This is a genomic window from Bacillus sp. ATD (assembly GCF_050585765.1).
GTDB classification, from domain to species: domain Bacteria; phylum Bacillota; class Bacilli; order Bacillales; family Bacillaceae; genus Bacillus; species Bacillus stercoris.
The window spans coordinates 53,610-74,983 of the sequence record NZ_JBOBQH010000005.1 but is presented as its reverse complement, the minus strand read 5'-3'; the positions used below and the strand labels follow the sequence as shown (position 1 = coordinate 74,983).

Annotated in this window: 20 protein-coding genes and 2 pseudogenes; 14 read left to right on the top strand and 8 right to left on the bottom strand. The window is 40.8% G+C overall.

Translation table 11 applies throughout. The features are described 5' to 3' along the window. Positions 1-150: 150 nt before the first annotated feature. Positions 151-1,023, bottom strand: a complete 873-nt coding sequence (locus ACQXR1_RS13355) for an AraC family transcriptional regulator (RefSeq protein WP_040084085.1) — start codon at positions 1,021-1,023, stop codon at positions 151-153. A gap of 225 nt (positions 1,024-1,248) precedes the next feature. Here ACQXR1_RS13355 and ACQXR1_RS13350 point away from each other — a divergent pair, with 225 nt between their 5' ends. From ACQXR1_RS13350 to ACQXR1_RS13335, 4 genes are all read left to right on the top strand, one after another. Then, entirely contained in the window at positions 1,249-2,637 is a 1,389-nt protein-coding gene (locus ACQXR1_RS13350) for a PLP-dependent aminotransferase family protein (RefSeq protein WP_430772301.1), read from the top strand. Positions 2,638-2,750: 113 nt separating this feature from the next. Further along, a complete protein-coding gene (locus ACQXR1_RS13345; protein ID WP_430772300.1) occupies positions 2,751-4,046 on the top strand; it encodes an MFS transporter in 1,296 nt (431 codons plus the stop codon). Between the two features lie 230 nt (positions 4,047-4,276). Then, on the top strand, positions 4,277-4,645 hold the full coding sequence (locus ACQXR1_RS13340; protein WP_168781310.1) for a hypothetical protein: 369 nt from the start codon (positions 4,277-4,279) through the stop codon (positions 4,643-4,645). Between the two features lie 146 nt (positions 4,646-4,791). Beyond that, a complete protein-coding gene (locus ACQXR1_RS13335; RefSeq protein WP_040084082.1) occupies positions 4,792-5,385 on the top strand; it encodes a YdeI/OmpD-associated family protein in 594 nt (197 codons plus the stop codon). 155 nt (positions 5,386-5,540) lie between these two features. On the opposite strand, the gene ACQXR1_RS13330 is transcribed toward ACQXR1_RS13335, so the two are convergent. Further along, positions 5,541-6,200 carry a hypothetical protein gene (locus tag ACQXR1_RS13330; protein ID WP_430772299.1) on the bottom strand — a complete coding sequence of 220 codons (660 nt, stop codon included), beginning with the start codon at positions 6,198-6,200 and terminating at the stop codon, positions 5,541-5,543. Positions 6,201-6,517: 317 nt separating this feature from the next. Continuing rightward, a complete protein-coding gene (locus ACQXR1_RS13325) occupies positions 6,518-7,381 on the bottom strand; it encodes a DMT family transporter (protein WP_014662921.1) in 864 nt (287 codons plus the stop codon). A 154-nt stretch (positions 7,382-7,535) separates the two neighbouring features. On the opposite strand from ACQXR1_RS13325, the gene ACQXR1_RS13320 reads away from it, so the two are divergent. Together ACQXR1_RS13320 and ACQXR1_RS13315 are read left to right on the top strand one after the other, a co-directional pair. Continuing rightward, positions 7,536-8,927, top strand: a complete 1,392-nt coding sequence (locus ACQXR1_RS13320) for a PLP-dependent aminotransferase family protein (protein WP_430772358.1) — start codon at positions 7,536-7,538, stop codon at positions 8,925-8,927. 176 nt (positions 8,928-9,103) lie between these two features. Continuing rightward, on the top strand, positions 9,104-9,529 hold the full coding sequence (locus ACQXR1_RS13315; protein ID WP_014662923.1) for a MaoC family dehydratase: 426 nt from the start codon (positions 9,104-9,106) through the stop codon (positions 9,527-9,529). Positions 9,530-9,566: 37 nt separating this feature from the next. On the opposite strand, the gene ACQXR1_RS13310 is transcribed toward ACQXR1_RS13315, so the two are convergent. Both ACQXR1_RS13310 and ACQXR1_RS13305 read right to left on the bottom strand, forming a co-directional pair. Next, positions 9,567-10,139, bottom strand: coding sequence for an alpha/beta hydrolase (locus ACQXR1_RS13310; RefSeq protein WP_243572526.1), 573 nt, complete (start codon positions 10,137-10,139; stop codon positions 9,567-9,569). Between the two features lie 82 nt (positions 10,140-10,221). Next, positions 10,222-10,551: a winged helix-turn-helix transcriptional regulator gene (locus ACQXR1_RS13305; RefSeq protein ID WP_069840367.1), complete on the bottom strand. Its 330-nt coding sequence runs from the start codon at positions 10,549-10,551 to the stop codon at positions 10,222-10,224. 246 nt (positions 10,552-10,797) lie between these two features. Here ACQXR1_RS13305 and ACQXR1_RS13300 point away from each other — a divergent pair, with 246 nt between their 5' ends. Next, positions 10,798-11,670, top strand: coding sequence for a YitT family protein (locus ACQXR1_RS13300; protein ID WP_014662926.1), 873 nt, complete (start codon positions 10,798-10,800; stop codon positions 11,668-11,670). Between the two features lie 161 nt (positions 11,671-11,831). Here the strand turns inward: ACQXR1_RS13300 and ACQXR1_RS13295 are convergent, their stop codons facing one another. Further along, positions 11,832-13,019 carry an MFS transporter gene (locus ACQXR1_RS13295; RefSeq protein WP_069840368.1) on the bottom strand — a complete coding sequence of 396 codons (1,188 nt, stop codon included), beginning with the start codon at positions 13,017-13,019 and terminating at the stop codon, positions 11,832-11,834. Between the two features lie 201 nt (positions 13,020-13,220). On the opposite strand from ACQXR1_RS13295, the gene ACQXR1_RS13290 reads away from it, so the two are divergent. The 5 genes and pseudogenes from ACQXR1_RS13290 (at position 13,221) to ACQXR1_RS13270 (ending at position 17,266) form a co-directional block, all read left to right on the top strand. Then, the gene (locus ACQXR1_RS13290) at positions 13,221-13,799 is read left to right on the top strand and encodes a TetR/AcrR family transcriptional regulator (protein WP_430772298.1); all 579 of its coding nucleotides are present in this window, start codon (positions 13,221-13,223) and stop codon (positions 13,797-13,799) included. A gap of 526 nt (positions 13,800-14,325) precedes the next feature. Then, positions 14,326-14,646, top strand: a pseudogene (locus tag ACQXR1_RS13285) (ArsR/SmtB family transcription factor). A 12-nt stretch (positions 14,647-14,658) separates the two neighbouring features. Further along, positions 14,659-15,966, top strand: a complete 1,308-nt coding sequence (locus ACQXR1_RS13280) for an arsenic transporter (RefSeq protein ID WP_430772297.1) — start codon at positions 14,659-14,661, stop codon at positions 15,964-15,966. Between the two features lie 57 nt (positions 15,967-16,023). Then, positions 16,024-16,328: pseudogene (locus ACQXR1_RS13275) on the top strand (arsenate reductase). Positions 16,329-16,456: 128 nt separating this feature from the next. Next, positions 16,457-17,266: a GNAT family N-acetyltransferase gene (locus ACQXR1_RS13270; protein WP_430772296.1), complete on the top strand. Its 810-nt coding sequence runs from the start codon at positions 16,457-16,459 to the stop codon at positions 17,264-17,266. A 55-nt stretch (positions 17,267-17,321) separates the two neighbouring features. Here the strand turns inward: ACQXR1_RS13270 and ACQXR1_RS13265 are convergent, their stop codons facing one another. After that, positions 17,322-18,242 (bottom strand): DMT family transporter, encoded by a 921-nt coding sequence (locus tag ACQXR1_RS13265; RefSeq protein ID WP_069840371.1) that lies wholly within the window; start codon positions 18,240-18,242, stop codon positions 17,322-17,324. Positions 18,243-18,374: 132 nt separating this feature from the next. On the opposite strand from ACQXR1_RS13265, the gene ACQXR1_RS13260 reads away from it, so the two are divergent. Further along, positions 18,375-19,823 (top strand): PLP-dependent aminotransferase family protein, encoded by a 1,449-nt coding sequence (locus tag ACQXR1_RS13260; RefSeq protein ID WP_430772295.1) that lies wholly within the window; start codon positions 18,375-18,377, stop codon positions 19,821-19,823. A gap of 117 nt (positions 19,824-19,940) precedes the next feature. Here the strand turns inward: ACQXR1_RS13260 and ACQXR1_RS13255 are convergent, their stop codons facing one another. Then, entirely contained in the window at positions 19,941-20,564 is a 624-nt protein-coding gene (locus ACQXR1_RS13255) for a flavin reductase family protein (RefSeq protein ID WP_069840373.1), read from the bottom strand. 88 nt (positions 20,565-20,652) lie between these two features. On the opposite strand from ACQXR1_RS13255, the gene ACQXR1_RS13250 reads away from it, so the two are divergent. After that, positions 20,653-21,333, top strand: a complete 681-nt coding sequence (locus ACQXR1_RS13250) for an ArsR/SmtB family transcription factor (protein WP_430772294.1) — start codon at positions 20,653-20,655, stop codon at positions 21,331-21,333. The last annotated feature ends 41 nt before the right edge of the window (positions 21,334-21,374 follow it).

Below are 21,374 nucleotides of genomic sequence, written 5' to 3'. Positions count from 1 at the left end.
GGGATATATAAGGGCTTGAACGGTCCAGCAATGAAAAACACTGGTGGAGTTTGAGCCCTCTCGGCTGCATCAGGGATACCAAGGGGATTGCCGCCCTTGGTATGATTTCTTCAAGAACCTTCAATGCCTCTTCCCTGATCGAAAACAGTATTACTTTTTTGCAATTGGTATCCAAATTTCACTTTTAAATGATGGTGATGTTACATCCTTATGCTCATTCCACAGTATTTCCGGGCCTTCTATTTGTTCGTAATTTGACGATGGAAACCATTCGGAATAAATGCGTCCCCACACTTCTTGCAGTGTATCCGGAAATGATCCGATAGCTTCGAATACCGCCCATGTTGAGGCAGGAACTTCTAGCTGTGAGAGGTGATTTGGACACTGCTTTGTTGTAGCTGCACCAATATAATGATCAAGTTCTCCTTTTTCCTCCGCCCGACCTTCAGAAAAATTTGTGGATGCGCTAATGAGCCCTAATGGTGCTACATTAGAAATCGCTTTTAGTTCACTTATTGCTTCTTCATCTAAACTTTCCCACATAGCTGCAATTTCCGGATGAATCCCTTTGAAAATAATAGGAACTCTTTTTGTAATTCCAACAATGCGAAATGCCTCTTTTTCTTCAATGCGATAGTTCATTTCACTTCCTCCTTTTATTGATAATTGGAAGGTCATTTTTGGATAAGCTTTAAGCGAATGGCCATTAAGCCTGGCTTTTGATGGGTTTACGCCATGTAAGTTTTGGAATGCCCGTGTAAAAGAATCTGGTGAGTTATAACCGTACTTGATTGCGATATCAATCACTTTTGCATGGCTGTCTTTCAGTTCAAAAGCTGCAAGAGTAAGTCGTCTGCGACGAATATATTCCGATAATGAAATACCTGCAAGGAAGGAAAACATCCTTTTAAAATGATATTCAGAGCAGAAAGCAAGCTTTGCTGCTTCTTTAAAATCAATATCATGAGTGAGATTTTCCTCAATATACTGTAATGCCCTGTTCATACTTTTAAGCAAATCCATTTATTTGGCCTCCTTTAACCAAAGAATAACAGGAGTGAAATGTATATACCCGACATTCTGTGCACAGTTTTGCAGGATGACTTATATGAAATAAAGGAAGTGATTCACTTGTATTTGTACAGGTTTTATTGAAGCATGCTGTTCACAAAAGGCATCAATAAAAGAAAGTTATAATTGTCTTATAAGCAGCACATTCCTATAATTGAGGGAAAAAGGATGCGAATCATGCCTATCAATTCTTTTGAAAACTATCCGATGAGCTGGAAGCCATCGATTGATAAAGCTGAAAAGCCTATTTATAAAGCAATTGCAGGGCAATTGGAACAGGATATTATAAACGGAGTATTATTACCTGGAACAAAACTTCCTCCGCAGCGAGAATTGGCCGATTATTTAGATTTAAATGTGAGTACGATTTCCAAAGCGTTTAAAGTGTGTGAGTTAAAGGGGCTGCTGAGTGCGACTGTAGGGAGCGGCACATTTGTATCGTATGATGCGTTATCGAATGCGTATTTACTTGAGGATACAAAGCCGACACATTTAATTGAAATGGGAGCAATACTTCCAGATCACGCTTCATATGAGCCCTTGTTACACCAGCTGAAAAACATGGTTCAGGAGGAGGATTATGAAAAATGGTTTAGCTACGGCCGGGCAGGTGAAAGCCTTTGGCAAAAGGATGCAGCTGTAAAGCTCATCCAAAGAGGCGGATTTGAAACATCCGTTGATCACATTTTATTTGCAAATGGAGGGCAGAATGCGATTGCTGCAACATTGGCGAGTCTTTGTAAGCCTGGAGATCGCATCGGTGTTGACCATCATACGTACCCTGGCTTAAAAACTGTTGCATCATTGCTTAGTGTGCAAATTGTACCGATAAAATCAGAAAACGATGAAATGAGTCCGGAGTCACTTGAATATGCGTGTAAAAACGAAAATATTAAAGGTTTATATTTAATCCCGGATTATCATAATCCGACGACTTCCTTTATGTCTGTTGAGAATCGAAGAATGGTTGCAGATATTGCAAAGAAATATAATCTGTTTGTTATTGAAGATGCATCGTACCATCTTCTCAACAAACATCCGCTTCCGGCACTCGCCTCGTTCGCACCGCAACAGGTTATCCATATTGCAAGTTTATCAAAATCGTTAGCGCCAGGCCTGCGTTTGGCTTATGTAGCAGTGCCGAGGCAATATAAGGAGCCAATATCAAAGGCGCTTTATAATTTAAATATAACCGTTTCTCCGCTATTAGCTGAACTTACTGCTCGCACGATTGTATCAAATCAATTTGAAGTCTTAATTGAGCGTCATCGTGAACAAACCATTCGCAGAAATCAACTCGTAAACCGATATGTTGCGGGATATACATGTTTAGGCATTGAAACAGGCATTTTTCGTTGGTTGTTGTTACCGGGTAAAATGACCGGTGCCGAATTTGAAGAGTTGGCTGCGCGACATGGCGTGCAAGTGTATGCGGCTGAACGTTTTGTAGTGGGAAATAGTTGTCCTGAAAGAGCTGTAAGGGTTTCTGTCTGTGCACCGAAAACACTTGAAGAGCTTGAGCAAGGATTAATGATCTTAAAACGTTTGCTAGACGGCCTTACCTAATATTGTTTGCCATACAATTATGACATTGTATGGCTTTTTTGTGCATGTTATGATGATCCACATCTAGAGGAAGGTTTATACAAATTTAGGCTTTTAGAAAGGAAGGTCAGAATATGGCAGACAAGGACAGCGTAAAAGCAATAGACGTCCATACAGCTTCGTTACAAAGCTACATCAATTCCCCAGAAAAACAAAAATCGTTATACAAGCGTACATTATTCGTTGTGAGTATCTCACAAATTTTTGGCGGTGCAGGGCTGGCGGCAGGGGTGACTGTCGGTGCGCTTATTGCACAGCAAATGCTAGGCACCGATGCGTTTGCGGGTCTGCCTTCTGCTTTATTTACTTTAGGGTCAGCAGGATCCGCATTCATTGTTGGTAGGCTTTCTCAACGTTACGGCCGTCGCACAGGTCTTTCAGCTGGCTTTATGATTGGCGGACTTGGAGCAATAGGAGTGTTGATGGCAGCAATTTTAAATAGTATTTTCTTGTTATTTGCTTCATTGCTTATTTATGGTGCAGGAACAGCCACAAATTTACAAGCCCGTTATGCAGGTACAGACTTAGCAAATCATAAGCAGCGAGCGACAGCTGTTAGTATGACAATGGTTTTTACTACATTTGGTGCAGTAGCGGGTCCAAGCTTAGTGAATGTGATGGGTGATTTTGCTCTTTCTATTGGTGTTCCTTCACTTGCTGGTCCGTTCATTTTAGCCGCAGCAGCATATATGTTAGCAGGTGCAGTCCTTTTCATCATGCTTCGTCCAGATCCTTTAGTTATAGCAAGAACAATAGAAGCGGCAAATGAAGAGCCTGGTAATAAAGGACATGTGGCGGCTGCTGAGCATACAGAAAACAAAAAAGGCATCATCGTTGGGGCAACGGTTATGATTCTTACTCAAATTGTAATGGTAGCTATTATGACAATGACACCGGTTCATATGAGTCATCATGGGCATAGCTTGGGTGCTGTCGGTCTTGTTATTGGTTTTCATATAGGTGCTATGTATCTCCCTTCACTGGTTACAGGTGCCCTTGTTGATAAGCTGGGACGTACTGCGATGGCGATTGCTTCTGGAACGACGCTTCTTCTGTCAGGTGTAATAGCAGCATTTGCTCCAGGTGATTCTATGGTTTTTCTTATCATTGCTCTTTCTTTACTTGGATTAGGGTGGAATTTTGGCTTGATAAGCGGGACTGCCCTTATTGTAGATTCAACTGATACTGCCACACGAGCTAAAACGCAGGGGACAGTGGATGTTCTGATTGCCTTGTCAGGAGCTGCTGGCGGAGCATTATCTGGAATGATTGTGGCAGGTTCAAGTTTCCTCGCATTATCACTTACTGGAGGGATTTTGTCCTTATTACTTATTCCAGTAGTGGTATGGTCTAGGGCGGCTAAGGTGTAGGATTGTTTAGATTCCATTAATTTGTTATATTGTTAGATAAAGGTTTGTGAGTCGTTTAATATTCTAACCAAATATGAGTTTTTTCTTTAAATCTAGTTAAATAAGCCATTTTGCTAAATATGACTTATCGCTGTGACATATGAATGCATACCTTTCATTAGGTAACATAAAATGGTAATCGGCGTTAAAAAAAGGCCGGAATACTCGCTTTAGGTGAAGGAGTCATAACGTTGTTAAAAAGAATTTCTCTTGTTTTTGTTACATTAATGATGTCCATCGTTGCTGTTTTAGTGGCTGCCAAAGACTCCCCTGGAGATCACGTCATTTCATTTGATCAGCCTATTATCTTATTGATCTCAATTGGGATCGTTGTATTTTTATTTATCCCGCCATTAGCCATGTCTTTTTTCGATAACGGGGTTGTAAGAATCATATCAGGGGTATACCAATGTTTTATCGTTTTCACTTTTCTGGGGCTCATTCCAATTGGATTTCTTATTCCCAATGGTTTTTGGACAATTATGGTTTCTATTGCAGGCACTTTAGTCAGTATAGCTAGTGTTGCAGTGACTTTATGTATTGGAAACAAAACAAGGTGAGAAGGCTATGTGGGCCTTCTCTTTTTATGTTGTTGCATCATCTCCACTTTCAGCTTAATCTATTACATAATAAGAGCAGGAACATATAGAAGACGAGGAACCAATAAGCCTTAATTAAAAATGCCTGGAAAGAGGGGAATTCCTTCATGACAAATAGCAGAACGAATCCGAAGGTTGATGATTTTTTAAATAAAGCGAAAAAGTGGAAGGAAGAATTTGAGAAGTTGAGAGCCATCATTCTTGACTGTGAGCTGACTGAAGATTTTAAGTGGATGCATCCTTGTTACACATACAATAATAAAAATGTCGTTTTAATACACGGGTTTAAAGAATATTGTGCGCTTCTGTTTCACAAAGGTGCCTTATTACAGGATGCCCACGGAATTCTCATTCGACAAACGGAGAATGTACAGGCGGCGCGCCAGATTCGGTTTACCAATGTTCAGGAAATAAATGAGATGAAAACCATTTTGAAAGCCTATATTCAAGAAGCCATTGAAGTTGAAAAAGCGGGTTTGAAAGTGGAAGTTAACAACAATATTGAATTGAGCATTCCTGAAGAACTTCAAAATAAATTCGATGAAATCCCTGAATTGAAAACTGCTTTTGAAGCATTGACCCCGGGACGGCAAAGAGCATACACTCTTTATTTTTCTCAAGCCAAACAATCCAAAACCCGAGAATCAAGAGTTGAAAAATATGTGCAAAAAATTCTCGATGGAAAGGGATTAAAGGATTAGGAATGATCTATTCGAACGACGATAAACAGTGCCTATATAGGCAAACGCAGCTTAATAGGATAGTTTCTATAGAAGAAAAAACAAGCATAGTAAGATGCTTGTTTTTTCTTATCTGCCAATTATGAATTAGTCAGGTGCAGGCAAACGTAAACTGTTTAATGAATCATCATGATGTTAATGAGCCGCTTGATTTTTTCATCATCGCCTGTATCAACGTACACTTTTTTTTTGTTTTTTATGATACTCTCAGTCACTTCCCGCATGACGCCTTTTTCGAGATTATCAGCGGAATCCCAGCGTAAAGGCACATTGTATACATGAATCGTGCCATCCCCATTACCATGATAAGTGACTGATCCATCCACTAAACGAGAACCTGCTAACTGGGTCACATCTTCTGGATAGCTGGCACTTGTATCATCATTAGGGTTAATTGGCTCACCAGCTGAAATATGCCGAACATGTAATTCATCTATCTCTTGATTGGGTCCAAGTTGAAGCCAAACTCTGGCATATTCGATTTTCTCAGAAGAGTATGCTGCCAATACATTGTCTTCTTTGCTTTTCTCTTCTTCTGAAGTGGTCTCATTTGAAGCTTTTGTTGCGGGTTCTTCTGATCCTGTTGTTGGCTCTGATTCATCCTTGCGTATTTTGGTGCTGTCTTCAGTCTCAGTGTGTTTTTCGTCAAATTGTACAGTAGAAGTTTGATTTGAAGGTTGATGTGCTTCTTCATCCTTACTGCCCGTACATCCAGCAAGTAAAATCATGAGCAGCAGGGCAGTATTGCAATAACATATCATTCTGCGTTTCTTCATTCTTTCATTCCTCTCCATTAATTCAAGTCAGCTTCATATATAAGTTTTGTCTATCTAAATATTACCATGGAATAGATAGGATGTTAAAACGGTTTAAGAAGAGGAAGCGATCTTAAATAGCATCGCCAAAACTTAAGAATTCTTTAGAAGTTTTGTCCCTTTTTTCTTCAGGTTTTGAATGTAGAGTGGGATATAAATGCAAAACAAATACGATATGCCTTATCCGCCTCGACCGCATACAAAATACCAAGGGTTGCTGGCCCTTGGTATTTTTATGCCTTCATGCATTTTTGAAGTTTATGCATAAAGGTCTGCCTTTACTTTGCAAATCGCCGAGCAGCAGCAACGCACATGATAACAGCGATATTTACTGCTACGAGTGTCCAGCCCACTTTCTCGTGCAGAATCACTGAGGCAAGCAGCAATCCAAAAAAAGGCTGGAGAAGCTGGAGCTGCCCAACCGCCGCAATCCCCCCTTGGGCAAGACCTCGATACCAGAACACGAAGCCGATCAGCATGCTGAATAAGGATACATATGCAAGACTGAGCAGCGCGGGAACGCCGATGCCCGACCAGGAGTCCGGTGTAAAAAAGAACGACAATGGCAGCATAAGAGGAAGCGACAGGACGAGTGCCCATGAGATCACCTGCCAATTCCCAAGACGCCGTGAAAGCTTGGCCCCTTCTGCATAACCAAGACCGCATACAACGATGGAAGCCAGCATGTACACATCGCCTAGCGGAGATGAACCTCCCCCTTGAATCAGGGCGAAACCTGCTACCAGCAAGCTGCCGGCAGCTGAGAAAATCCAGAAGACGGGCCGAGGGCGTTCACCCCCGCGCAGTACGCCGAAGACCGCCGTTGCGAGTGGAAGGAGTCCAATGAAGACAATGGCGTGTGCGGATGTGACATGCTGAAGCGCTAAAGCTGTCAGCAACGGGAAACCAATCACTACGCCGAACGCGACCACTAACAATGAAATGAGGTCTCTTTTGGCAGGATGCTGCTGCCGGAAGATGAGAAGGAGACCTCCCGCCAGTACACCAGCTATCGCAGCACGGCAAACGGTGAGAAATAACGGATCGAAGTCTAACACAGCCATACGGGTCGCAGGCAGCGAGCCGCTGAAAATGAGTACGCCTATAAAACCATTTATCCAGCCATTTGTTGTTTTGTTCATTATAATCACTCCACATATGTTTCTTGTTCATTGTCTGTATTTTCTTAACAAAGCCGGTAGCTAAGGATTACAATGACTATAAACTGGAATTGGCCTTTTTTAAACGGCCAGTTTTCATAAAAAAATGCATACCAGTTAGGAGAACAACGTGCAAATGGATATCACGCCTTTTTTGAATAGAAATCTGGATCGTCCGCTTTATCAACAGATTTATCGGTATTTTAAAGAAAATATGCATCAGGGCCGTATTCAAAAAGGAATGAAGCTTCCTTCAAAAAGGCTCCTGGCGAATCAGCTTTCCATCAGTCAAACGACTGTAGAACGTGCCTATGAACAGCTCGCTGCTGAGGGTTATATAGTGAGCAAGCCAAGAAGCGGGTGGTTTGCTGATTATCATAATTCTGATTTTGCCTATGGCAGAATGCCAAGCACAGCACCCATTCAACAAGAAACAGAAGAAAGCAAACAATGGATTGATTTTCACTATGGAAATGTAGATTCTTCTTACTTCCCTTTTTCCGCATGGAGAAAAAGCATGGTCAATAGTTTGGACCGATATGGACACGAGCTTTATCGGCCGGGACATGTGTTAGGGGAGTTTGAGCTGAGAACACTCATTGCAGAGTACCTGTATCAATCTCGGGGAGTTCATTGTGCCCCTGAACAAGTGATTATAGGTGCCGGGAACCCTATTCTTCTGCAAATCTTGTGCCAAGTTTTTGAGCCGAATATTTCTATAGGATATGAGGACCCTGGTTATCCAAGAGCACGCAAGATTTTTGAAGCCAATCGCATGAAGATTGTTCCGATACCAGTCGATGATGAAGGAATCTGTATAAAGAAGATCAAAGAACAGCAGCCAAATCTTGTATATGTCACACCTTCCCATCAATTTACGCTGGGAACAATCATGACGATCAATAGAAGAATTCAGCTCCTCAAATGGGCGGCTGAAAATCAATCCTTTATCATAGAGGATGACTATGACGGGGAATTTAGGTACACAGGACAGCCGGTTCCTTCTCTGCAGGGGCTTGATCAGCATAACCGCGTCATTTATATGGGCACTTTTTCTAAGTCTCTTTTGCCCTCGCTGCGTATCAGTTATATGATTCTTCCTTTGCCTCTTTTAAAAAAAGGCCATGAAATCACGTCCTTATATAAGCAGACAGTGTCCTGCCACAGTCAGTTAACGCTAGCTGAATTTATAAAAAATGGAGAGTGGCAGAAACACATCAACAGAATGAGAAAACTTTACCGTAAAAAAAGAGCCATTGTATTAGAGGCAGTGCAAAGGGAGTTAGGAGAGCATGTCAGGATTCGCGGAGAAAACTCTGGACTTCGTATCTTACTTGACGTTTATTTGCCATTTGGTGAAAAAGAGTTAATTGAGAAGGCGAAAAAACATGGCGTAAAAGTTTATCCTGTTTCCCCTTCTTATCAACATCATCCTCCTGTAAAAAGGATCTCACTTGGATTTGCAGGGGTGTCTGAATCAGACATAAGAGAAGGCATAAAAAAACTCAAAGCCGCTTGGGAGATATGAGGGAGCTTTCAGTTTTGCGAAAAACCCAAGTGACGATTAAGTGTTGAGAGCTGTTCAGTTTCCAGTCTATGATAAGCCTTGCGTCATTCCATTCTCTTAAACGAAAACCAGAGTTTTTGATTTGCTCATCACAGTGCTAAACTAAACATAGATAATGAAAAAATAGAGGTGTAAGAATGAAGTTAGATGAGTTTACAATTGGCCAGATTTTCAAAACGAAATCATTAAAAGTAACAAAAGATGATATTATGCGGTTTGCGGGTGAATTTGACCCTCAGTATATGCATGTTGATGAAGAAAAAGCGAATAAGGGCAGGTTTAATGGAATTATCGCTTCGGGCATACAAACACTGGCCATATCTTTTAAACTTTGGATTGAAGAAGGCTTCTATGGAGACGATATTATAGCCGGAACAGAGATGAATCATATGACATTCATAAAACCCGTATATCCGGATGATGAATTGTTTACAATTGTTGAAGTTATTGATAAGCAGCCAAAGAGAAATGAATTGGGAATACTCACTGTATTGTTATCTACTTATAATCAAAAAGAAGAAAAAGTATTTGAAGGTGAATTATCCGTATTGATAAAACGATAACTCAGAAAGCCCGCTTTCCTAAAGCAGGCGAAAGATTTTAGCAAGTTTCTTTTGAAAAATAAGAGGTTAAAACATCATAAACAATAGGCAAAGAAGTAAATCCCTCATCTTCTAGAAAATGACCTCCGTGCTGAACTTCATATAACGCAGCGTCAATGTGTTGTGCCAGATCCTTGCTGAATGAAAAAGGCACAATTTGGTCGTCCTTAGAAGCAATGACAGCACGATGCTTCGCGGACTCGATGATTTTTTGATGATCAAACGATCCCTGTGTAAATTCATCTAGCATCTGTAAAGTGGGCAACGATTTGGCAAAGCCGGAAACAAGGATGATTCCAGCAAGCTGTTTTCGTAATTGAATATGTTCTAAAAATCTCAAAATGGCGGGGCACCCTAAGCTGTGCGCAACCAAATACGTATTTTCGTGTAAAGTGGGCTGATATAAAGAGAGTGTATCCAGCCAATCCTCAAGTTTTGGCTGAAACGGATTAGGCATGTTTAAAATGTCTGCTTGGACCCCATCTGCGAGCAGACGTTTTTTCAGCCAAGGGAACCAATGATTTGTTGAGGAGGCTCTGTAGCCATGAATGATATAGACTTGTTTTGTCATTTTTTCCTCCTAAGAAATATTTTCATTCAGTATAAAATTCCTCTCATTGGGAAACAAGTACGCACTTTTTTGTAAGTAGCTTTTACGTATGAGGCATTCTTTGTGCCATTCCCCACTTACACATTTCATCTATAAGGGGATACAAAGACAGCCCTCTGTCAGATAACGAATACTCTACCTTCAGAGGTGTTTGAGAAACCTCAGACCGATGAATAAGGCCGTCAGTTTGCAGCTCTTTAAGCTGTGCGCTTAACATTTTATGGGTAATGGAGGGCATAGCCCTTTTCAGCTCGCCGTATCTCATCGTTTTTTCACACCCTAACTCATAGAGAATTCTCATTTTCCATTTTCCCCCTATAAGAGATAAGGTGTATTCAAACGGGGCTTGTTTACTGCGGCAAAGATTATTCATTGTCATTAACCCTCCTTTTTTAAGTATCATATCAGAATAAACCAGGATTTTCGGTGTTGAGGTTTGAAGGGCCTGGCGGGTAAATCTGAGGGGGCAAGTTCTCTCGGCCGCGTACATGAATGTTCTCATTCAAAGAGGGTTACCTTACTGTTAATTACTTTATTTAAAAAAACGCATGTTTTTAGCTGAAAATAACTATTATGGTATATTTAAATATAACGAAATATAAGAGAAATGAGGAATGGTATGAATACACCCAAAAAACATAAGAAATTTAAAGCGAAAATGATTTTCCAAATCATCATGGTTATCATTGGAGGAATCATAGCGGCATATGGACTAGAAACAGTACTCATTCCAAACAGTGTATCTGATGGAGGGGTAACAGGTCTTAGTATCGTTGGTTCACAGCTCTTCAACTTGCCGCTGGGGATTTTGATTGCGGTTATCAATATTCCATTTGTCTGGTTAGGATATAAGCAAATTGGGAAAAGCTTTGCATTATTATCAATTATCGGAATCATATCGCTTGCCGCGGGGACAAGCTTTTTCCACCACACACCCGCTATCATAGAAGGAGATACCTTGTTAATTACCGTTGTCGGCGGGATTATCCTTGGATTCGGAATGGGGCTGGCGCTGCGTAATGGCGGCGCATTAGATGGCATTGACATGCTTGCTGTGCTGCTATCCCGAAAACTGCCGTTTGGAACGAGCGATCTCATCCTATTCTTAAACCTTTTTGTGTTTATTTTTGTTTCCACAGTATTTGGCTTACAAGGGGCATTGCTTTCAGTCATTGCTTACTACATTGCATCCAAAGTGATTCATGTTGTTGAGGAAGGTTTAAGCGGGTCCAAAACCTTCCAAATCATTACAACAGAACCCGCATTAATGGTAGAGACAATACGTGAACAATTAGGCCGAAGCGCCACATATAAAGAAGCTTACGGGGGTTTTTCCCACGAGAAATTTAAAGAAATCACATGTGTCATCAACCGCTTAGAAGAGACCAAACTAAAGGAAATTATTAATGATATTGATAAAACTGCCTTTGTTACCGTGTATGATGTAGCTGAAGTGAAGGGCAGCAATTTTAGAAATCTCAATCATCATTAGAAAAAAGAATGACCTTAACTGACATGCCGCCGATAAATATAATCAAAAACACTTTTGGAGGGCTTGTGGTATAACCGGTGAAGGTCTGAATTATAGAAATACCAAGGGTGTCAAAACCCTTGGTATTTTTTCTGCCAAAAATAAGCCATTTTGGTGAAAGATTATTTCTCTGTGGCGAAATAAAGCAAAGCGATGACCGGAAAAGCGATACCAATCCATAATGCTGTACTCCACCCGCCTGTGGCATATGCCCATCCTCCAATAGATGACCCTATAGCACCGCCTAGAAAGAAGATTGCCATGAATAATCCGTTTAATCGACTGCGAATTTCAGGCGCCAACGAAAAAATGGCACGTTGACTGAGCACAAGGTTTGCAGATACGCCCATATCTAACAGAATAGCGGCGGCCACTAGAACTGTTATGCCGAAGGGGGAGCTGCTCTGAATCATGAGCGGCAGTAATAAAGAGACAATGACAACACCGAGAGCGATTCCAGTGGCAATCCTGGTCAAGCCGCGATCAGCCAGACGGCCGCCTATTGGTGCAGCGACTGCACCCGCAATGCCTACCAATGCGTAGAGTGCTATTGCCTTCTGAGAAAAATGAAAAGCAGGACCGGACAATAATAAAGGAACAGTCGTCCAAAACAAGCTGAAAGCTCCAAATACAAATCCATGATAGATGGCACGGCGGCGTAAGACTGGAGTCGTGCGCAGCAGCTTCCACATTGAACCGAGTAATGCCGTATAGTTTGTATTGGCTGTTGGTTTTCTGGCAGGAAGCACTTTTGATAATACGATGGCCAGGGCAACACTTACCACGGCGGACAAAGCAAATATTGCATTCCACCCCCAGATATCAGCGACTAGACTGGATATCGGCCGGGAAAGCATAATACCGAGTAATAAGCCGCTCATGACATTGCCAACAACCCGGCCTCGTGCAGCGTCTGATGCAAGGTATGATGCAAATGGAACAAGCACCTGGGCTGCGATTGACCCCAATCCGATGAAAAATGAAGCTGCTAAAAACAGTGCTCCATGCTTCACAAATGCTGTTAGTGTCAAAGCCGCTGCGCTTAGAAGGAGCGATGCAACGACAAGTTTTTTGTTTTCGATAATATCTCCTAAAGGGACAAGAAATAGTAAGCCAGCAACGTATCCGATTTGGGTTAGTGTGACAATCAATCCAGCACTGCTTGGAGAAAGTCCAATTGCCTTACTAATTAATCCGACCAAGGGTTGTGCATAGTAAAGATTAGCAACAATGATACCGCATGCTGTTGCGAGAAGAAGGGTTAAACTGGGTGAGATCTTCTGACCTGCTTGTTTGTTTCCATTAGCCATAAGAATGAACTCCTTTTTAAGTGGTTTTTGAGTGTAACATGACTTCTCTCATGTTAATTTCTAAACTGAACGTTTAGTTTTGTTTATTAAGGAAAATAATATACTAAACGTTCAGTTTTGTAAATGGGTTTCTGTTTTCTTTTTTTATTCCGGTTAAGTATACTGAACGTATCGTTTATATTTCGGGAAGGAATGATTTATGTGCAGAGTAAACGAGGGCGGCCGCGTGATGAAGGAACGCATAAGGCGATTCTCTCTGCAGCCTATGACCTATTGCTGGAAAAAGGCTTCGATGCGGTGACAGTCGATAAAATTGCCGAGCGTGCGAAAGTGAGTAAAGCAACGATTTATAAATGGTGGTCTAACAAGGCTGCCGTTATCATGGACAGCTTTCTTTCGACCGCGACGGACAGGCTGCCTGTGCCTGATACAGGGTCGTCAGTACACGATATAGTAACCCACGCCACGAATTTAGCAAGGTTTTTGACAAGCAGGGAAGGAACCGTTATTAAGGAATTAATAGGTGCAGGGCAGTTGGATGAAAAATTGGCAGAAGAATATCGCACACGATTTTTCCAGCCTCGCCGCCTCCAAGCGAAAGGACTTCTAGAAAAGGGAATTCAAAAAGGTGAATTGAGAGAGAATCTTGATATTGAAGTAAGCATAGATCTCATATACGGACCGATTTTCTATCGTCTGCTTATAACAGGGGACGAGGTGAATGACTCCTATGTGCGTGATTTGGTGATGAATGCGTTTGAAGGAGTTCAAGCTACGTGAAAGATTTGGTACAGAAAGCCTTCAAAGAACAGGGAGAAATTAACGACCATTTCGTAGATGTCATGGCAATGGAGAAAATACTCGCAGTATAAAACAGGCCTCTAAAGAGGCCTGTTTTTTTTATGACCGGATGCTCCGTCTATATTCAGCATTGGCTGAATGACCACTCCCTGCAACTTGAAATCGTCTCATTTTTATCATGATCTGGATTATGATTGAAAACAGCCGGTCCCATACAAATAAAATGGCATTCTTCAATGTCAAAATAATCAAATCGAATGTGTAATGAAGCAATGCAAAGGGTTTTCAGAATGAGGTTGGTGTTAAGGAATCAAAAAGCTTTGATGTTCCAAATATAAGGGATTGTTTATATAAATAATAGTTTATATAATGGCGGAGGCGCTAAAAAAACGCGGGGAGAGACTCATGCTTTCGTTTAGACAAACAGAGCGCTGTCTAAAGAAACGTAAAGGGGAATGTATAGACATTTGTTGCTTATATAACGAGTTGTGAAGGACGAGTGCATATGACTTTTGATGTTGCGGCGATGACTCGCTGTTTAAAAACACTTAGTGATCAAACAAGGCTTATAATGATGAAATGATTTCTTGAACAAGAATATTGTGTCTGTCAATTGGTTGATATGTTCGAAATAAGCCAGCATTTGCGAAAATTAAAAAACGCAGGGTTTGTGAATGAGGACAGAAGAGGCCGATGGCGTTATTATTCAATAAATGGTTCATGTCCTGAGTTTGATACATTGCAATTGATCTTACATCAAATCGATCAGGAGGATGAATTGTTAAACCACATCAAACAAAAGGAAACTCAAGCGTGTTGCCAGTAAGGAGGCATTAGATTGACATCAATGATTTTGGCGGTATTCATCTTTTTATTAACTCTAGTATTGGTCATATGGCAGCCGAAAAATTTATCAATAGGGTGGTCAGCCTGTGGAGGCGCAGCTTTAGCTCTAGTAGCAGGTGTTGTCAATTTTCATGATGTGTTAACTGTGACAGGGATTGTTTGGAATGCGACATTGGCTTTTGTGGCTATCATACTGATATCGTTAATTCTTGATAATATCGGTTTCTTTGAATGGGCAGCGCTTCATATGGCTAAGGCTGCAAAAGGAAACGGTGTGCGGATGTTCGTTTATGTATCTATATTAGGAGCTATCGTCGCTGCGTTATTTGCAAATGACGGTGCCGCTCTTATATTGACACCAATTGTATTAGCAATGGTCAGAGCATTACATTTCAATGAAAAATTAGTTTTTCCTTTTATCATTGCCAGCGGATTTATTGCAGATACGACCTCGCTTCCATTAGTAGTGAGCAATTTGGTCAACATCGTTTCAGCGGATTATTTTCATATTACATTTATTGAATATGCATCCAGAATGATTGTCCCGAACTTGTTTTCACTGCTGGCGAGCATCATTGTGCTTTACCTTTTCTTTAGAAAAAGCATACCAAAACGTTATGATCTGTCTGAGGTGAAGAAACCTATTGAAGCGATTAAAGATCAAAACATGTTCAAACTGTCATGGTATATATTAGGGCTTTTGGTAATTGGATATTTTGTAAGTGAATTTTTATCTATCCCTGTATCAATGGTAGCTGGCAGTATTGCAATCATTTTTTTAATCGCTGCGAAAAAGAGTCCGGCCGTCCATACAAAGAAAGTGGTGAAAGAAGCGCCATGGGCTATCGTATTCTTTTCAATTGGCATGTATGTTGTTGTATATGGTGTCCGAAATGCCGGATTAACTGATGTCCTTTCAGATGTCATTCAAGCCGCAGCTGATCACGGGATGTTTGCCGGGACAATTGGAATGGGCTTTATTGCGGCCATTCTTTCTTCCATTATGAATAACTTGCCGACTGTTATGATTGACGCTTTGGCTATTGCCGGTACAGATACACATGAGATGATGAGAGAAGCGCTTATTTATGCAAATGTGATCGGTTCAGATTTAGGGCCTAAAATAACGCCGATTGGTTCCTTGGCGACATTATTATGGCTTCATGTCCTTTCGCAAAAAGGTATGAAGATTTCCTGGGGCACGTATTTTAAAACAGGAATTATCCTCACGATACCCACTTTATTGATCACACTTGTCGGCCTGTATATTTGGCTGCTGATCATCCATTCTTGTTTCTAAAAGGACAAGTCAATATATCAAGGAAAACAATACACAGGTAACTCTTGCCGCAGCCAAATGGCTGAAGGGTGGGGGGAAATACTTGGAGACAAGTGGAATGTGTACAGCGCAGGAATCGAAGCTCATAGATGACATCCGAATGTTGTCAAAGCCATGAAAGAAGCAGGGATTGATATTTCAAATCAACAACGGATATCATTGATCCGAACATTTTAAACAATGCTGATTTCGTTGTTACACTCTGCGGGGTGCAGCAGATAAATTGGGGATTTGATGATCCGGCAAAAGCACACGGAACAGAAGACGTTTTTCCAAAGAATCCGCGTGACCGTTTAAAACCGTTTGCTGAAACTCGGGAATAAAAGTGCTGTTCAACAGGTGTCTGCGAGCTGAGTGCAGAGACCTGTTTTTTGTTTTCATTTGTCTGAGATCCGTAACAGAGAAGTTATTTAGCTTGTGACGGAGGAAAAGTGATTTTGTTAACAGAATCATGAAGGAGAAGAGTTGTAAAGGGGTTGTTTGTTTGAAGGAATTAACGAAAGAAAAATATAGCAGCTTAAAAACAACGTTTGCTGACAAATATTGTCCCACATTTGTCTATTCAATATTAGACCAAGCCATTCCGGGAGTTGTTTATGTAGATGACCAAACATTTCCTAGATCGTTTTTTATAGGAACGAAATCAGGCATTTATTTTATTGCGGGAGACCCGGGGAATCGAGTTTTTAATGATTTCATTGCTGAATATTATGAAAAACAAGCGAAATCAACAAAACGATTTACCCTGTTTTCTTCCAGTGAGAGATGGGATAGCGTACTGAAAACCATATTGAAAGATGACATGAACCAAATGAGGAGAATGGCATTTTCTTTTCGGCAAAAACCCTCTAAACCGCCTTTTGAACTTCCAAAGGGGCTTGTATTGAAAAGAATAGATGAAGACATCATGTCAAACAGCCCAGCTTTTAACAGCGCTTATTATGAGGAGTATTGGGATTCTGTCTCACAGTTTTCTTCAAAAGGCTTTGGATTTGCCGTATTACGTGGCAATCATGTAGTAAGTGAGTGTACTTCTATATTTGTAGGGCATGGATTAGCGGAAATGGATATCTATACACTTGAAGAATACAGAGGACTGGGCTTAGCTTATTGCGTAGCAAATAGGTTTATAGCGTTTTGTATGGAAAATGGGATTGTTCCTGGCTGGGATTGTGATGTTTGCAACAAATCGTCCATTGCATTAGCAGCTAAACTAGGATTTAAGCCGGTAACTGAATACTCTATTTACTTTTCTGGATAATCTTAAGAAAGAGCCTTTAAAGAAGATACCAAACGATGTTGGTATCTTTTTTGTTTTAGAGTTTTTTAATCCTTTTAGCAGAAAAATGGGTGATGAAAATTTTATTCATTTTATTTACTTTTAGGTAGGTAAAACATACCCCGCCAACTGTAACCACTCCGCCGAGCAGAGAGATCAATGTGGGTATCTCGCCGATCCAAATCCAAGATATGACCAAGGCTAAAGCGGGTGTAACATAAAGTGAAAGGGTTGCTTCTGAAGCCCCGACGAGTGAAGTGACATATGCAAGGGCAAAGTATGGCACAACTGTTGGCAATAAACCTAAATAAACAATTGACAATGTTGCGTTCGTAGAGGCGTTTATCATCTCTCCGCCTAAGCCTGGCAGAAACATAAGCATAGGTATTGTTCCGCCCCAAATTGAAAATGTAACGAATCGGATAAAGCCATATTTTTTTATATAGCGGGGTTGAAAAACGAAATAAATACTCTCCGAAAAAGCGGCCAGCAGGATGAACAAAATACCTTTCATTGAATAAGTATAGTCTCCAGACCCAAATGCAATCAATGACACACCCAATAAACTGATCATAGAGCCAATCCATTTCGCAAATCCAAAATGCTCTCTAAAAAACAGGCGGGATAGCATGGCTGAGAAGATCGGTGCTGTAGTAACGAGTAAGCTTGCAACTCCGGCACTAACTGTTTTTTCACTAATGTTCAGCAAAATGTGATAGAGTGCAAAACCTAAAAACCCTAAAAGAAAAATGGCAGGAATGTCTTTCAAGTCGGGTAGGCGCATCCGAGTCAAAACAGCAAAAAGCAATAATGCCATAGAGCCGATTAACAAGCGAAATAAAGCAAGGTGTTCTGGTGTGTACCCTTCTAGTCCTGCGCGAATTCCCGGAAAAGCAGATGCCCATAAACAGATCATCAGACTGTTTGAGGTGATCAATTGAACTGTTTTCTTTTGCATATTCCCCTCTCCTCTTTACAAAAACCAACCAGTTATTTAATGTGTTTTTATATTAATAAAGATTTGGTGATATGGCTTCAACCAGTTAAACGGATTTTGACCCAACCAATTTAGTTTAAGGAGACCGATTTTATGAGCTTTCCAGAAGAAAAAAAGATGAAAAAGCTCCCTAAGTACAGACAAATCGTTCATTTTATTAAAGAGAAAATAGGAAATGGAGAGTGGCCGATTGGAAGCAAGATTCCAAGCCAGCGCACGCTTGCAAAAGATTTTCAGGTGAATCGGAGCACAGTGATTACAGCCTTAGAGGAATTGATGGCCGATGGGTTAATAGAAGGCACAATGGGGAAAGGCACAGTTGTTATCAACAACACATGGACACTGATGGCTAAGAATTCTGCTCCCGATTGGGATCGATATGTCACCTCTGGCATTCAAATGCCAAGCCGAAAAATCGTTCAAGAGATCAATCAATCAGAATCAAATACAGATCTTATACAGCTCAGTAAAGGTGAACTTTCAGCTGAGATTTTTCCTTTGGCTGTTATGAAAGAGATGATGGGGAAGGTATCTCAACACATGGAGGCATTCGGATATGAAGAACCAAAAGGTTACTTTCCTTTGAGGGAGGCATTGAGCAACTATTTAAAAACCATTGGAATCAACGTCTCATCTTCTTCCATTCTGATTGTCTCAGGAGCATTGCAAGCCCTGCAGCTGATATCAATGGGGCTGTTACAAAGAGGATCAACCGTATATCTTGATCAGCCCTCCTACCTTTATTCATTACACGTGTTTCAATCTGCCGGTATGAAACTCACTGGTCTTCCTATGGATCAAGACGGGCTTTTGCCGGAAAGTCTTCATTTGACAAAAGGTGAGCGGGGAAGGGCTATCTTATATACAAATCCATGTTTTCACAATCCGACTGGTATTCTCATGTCTAAAAAGCGGCGGGAAGAAATCCTAGCGGCAAGTGAGAATACACAGCTTCCTATTATTGAAGATGACATTTATCGTGAGTTATGGATCGATGAAATTCCGCCATATCCTATTAAAACAATTGATAAAAATGGACACGTACTGTACATAGGAAGTTTATCGAAAACATTAAGCCCAGGCTTGAGGATTGGTTGGATCGTCGGACCGGAACCGGTGATTGAACGTTTATCTGATATTAAAATGCAAACAGATTACGGATCCAGTTCGCTATCCCAAAGAGTAGCGGCGGAGTGGTTTACTTCCGGCCACTACCAGCAGCATGTAGAAAAGGTTAGGCAGCATTTAAAGGTGAGAAGAGAATTGGCCTTGAGTGCTATAGAAACTCATTTGAAAGATGTGGCGACATGGAATATCCCAAAAGGGGGGTTTTTTGTCTGGATAAAAATATTGCCTTCCATATCAATGAAATTACTTTATACTAAAGCCTTATCAAAAGGGATTCTACTCAATCTCGGCAGTATCTATGCTCAGGAAAAAGGGAATTATATTCGCTTATCATATGCTTATGCAACTCTTGAAGACCTTCAAAAAGGGATTTATGAGTTGGGTTTGATGGTAAAAGAATTGGCAAGTAAGTAACTTTTATATCCTTAAATGGATGTTTCACTAAAAAAGAGATCAAGCCTAAAGATCGCTTGATCTGATAATAACAAGAGTTACTAGAATAAACCAAATCATGGTTCGGTCTTAAAATAATCATGTCTCTGAACGAAAGGTCTTTCCGACTTCTCTTCCTAAACCAAAGTAATGTCTGAAATTATAGATCAGTGGGCTCCATTTGGAGGGGTTGATATGGTTTTCGTCCAGTATAATACTTTCATCGGCATGAAAGTGCAGTGCCTGCGTCTCTACAATGGCAAATGATTGATCATATTCTGGAATCCGAATATGTTTCACTTCGGCTTCGATTTGGATAGGGCATTCTTTAATTCGTGTTGGTGATACTGTTTTTGATTGTAAAGGCGTTAACCCTGCTGCCTCGTATTTTTCTTTTTTATATGTAAATCCGAGCTGCTTCTTTAAAGGCGGTATACTTTTTTTTCCGCTATAAGATGAAATTTTTTCTACGTTTTCCCATAAATCCGGGCCAGGCAAGTTTATGACACACTCTTTGTGTCTTTCCAAATTGTCGATGGCTTTTCCGCCCAGTCCTACTCCAAGGATTATATAATGTCCAAGAGCCCAAGAAGAAGACATAGGACTGATATTGGTGGTTCCATCCTCATTCAACGTGGTTAGAAGAAATGTCGAGGTTCCATAATACATGATCTTTGGCTTGATTTCTTTAAAACGAAGATTGTCTCGCTTTTTAATGTCCAACGCTATTCCTCCTTGTCATGCTTACATTTATATTGTAAAGGATTAACATTTCAACTATCATCGAAATATGAATGTAAGGAGGAAAACCATGAATCCTAATATTGCAAAAATCTCTTCGTTGCTATCAGATCCCTCGCGTTCTTCCATACTTTTGAGTCTAATGGATGGAAGGATACACCCTGCGGGAGAGCTTGCATATCTCGCTAACATTAAACCTCAAACCGCAAGTTTTCACCTGAATAAATTGCTTGATGCGAAGCTGATTAGCGTAGAAAAGCATGGAAGACATCGGTATTACAGATTGTCTAACTCAGATGCTGCCAACATGATTGAACAATTGCTTCATATTGCGCCTGAAGGTAAAGTCAAATCTTTAAAAGAGTCAAAAGAGAAAAAGGACTTGCATTTCGCCCGTACCTGTTATGATCATTTGGCAGGTTATGTGGGCGTGCAAATGGCACATTCACTAGTTAAGCAAGGGATGTTAAAAAAAGTTGATTTAAACTTTGAGGTGACTTCAGAGGGGGCTTTGTTCTTTTCGAAGTTAGGCATCAATGAAGAGCAACAACGGAATAAGAGGAGAGCCTTTGCCCGCTGCTGTTTGGATTGGAGTGAACGGCAGCATCATATTGCAGGAGCATTAGGAAACGCCCTATTGATGCGCATGTTAGAAGAAGAATGGATCGTTCGTATGCCTAAAACGAGAGCGATCAGGATTACACAAAGCGGGAAAATCGCGTTTGAAAAGCACCTAAACGTGAAGCTTTAGGATTTTGAAACGGAAACACATGATGATGCGGCACGATATCC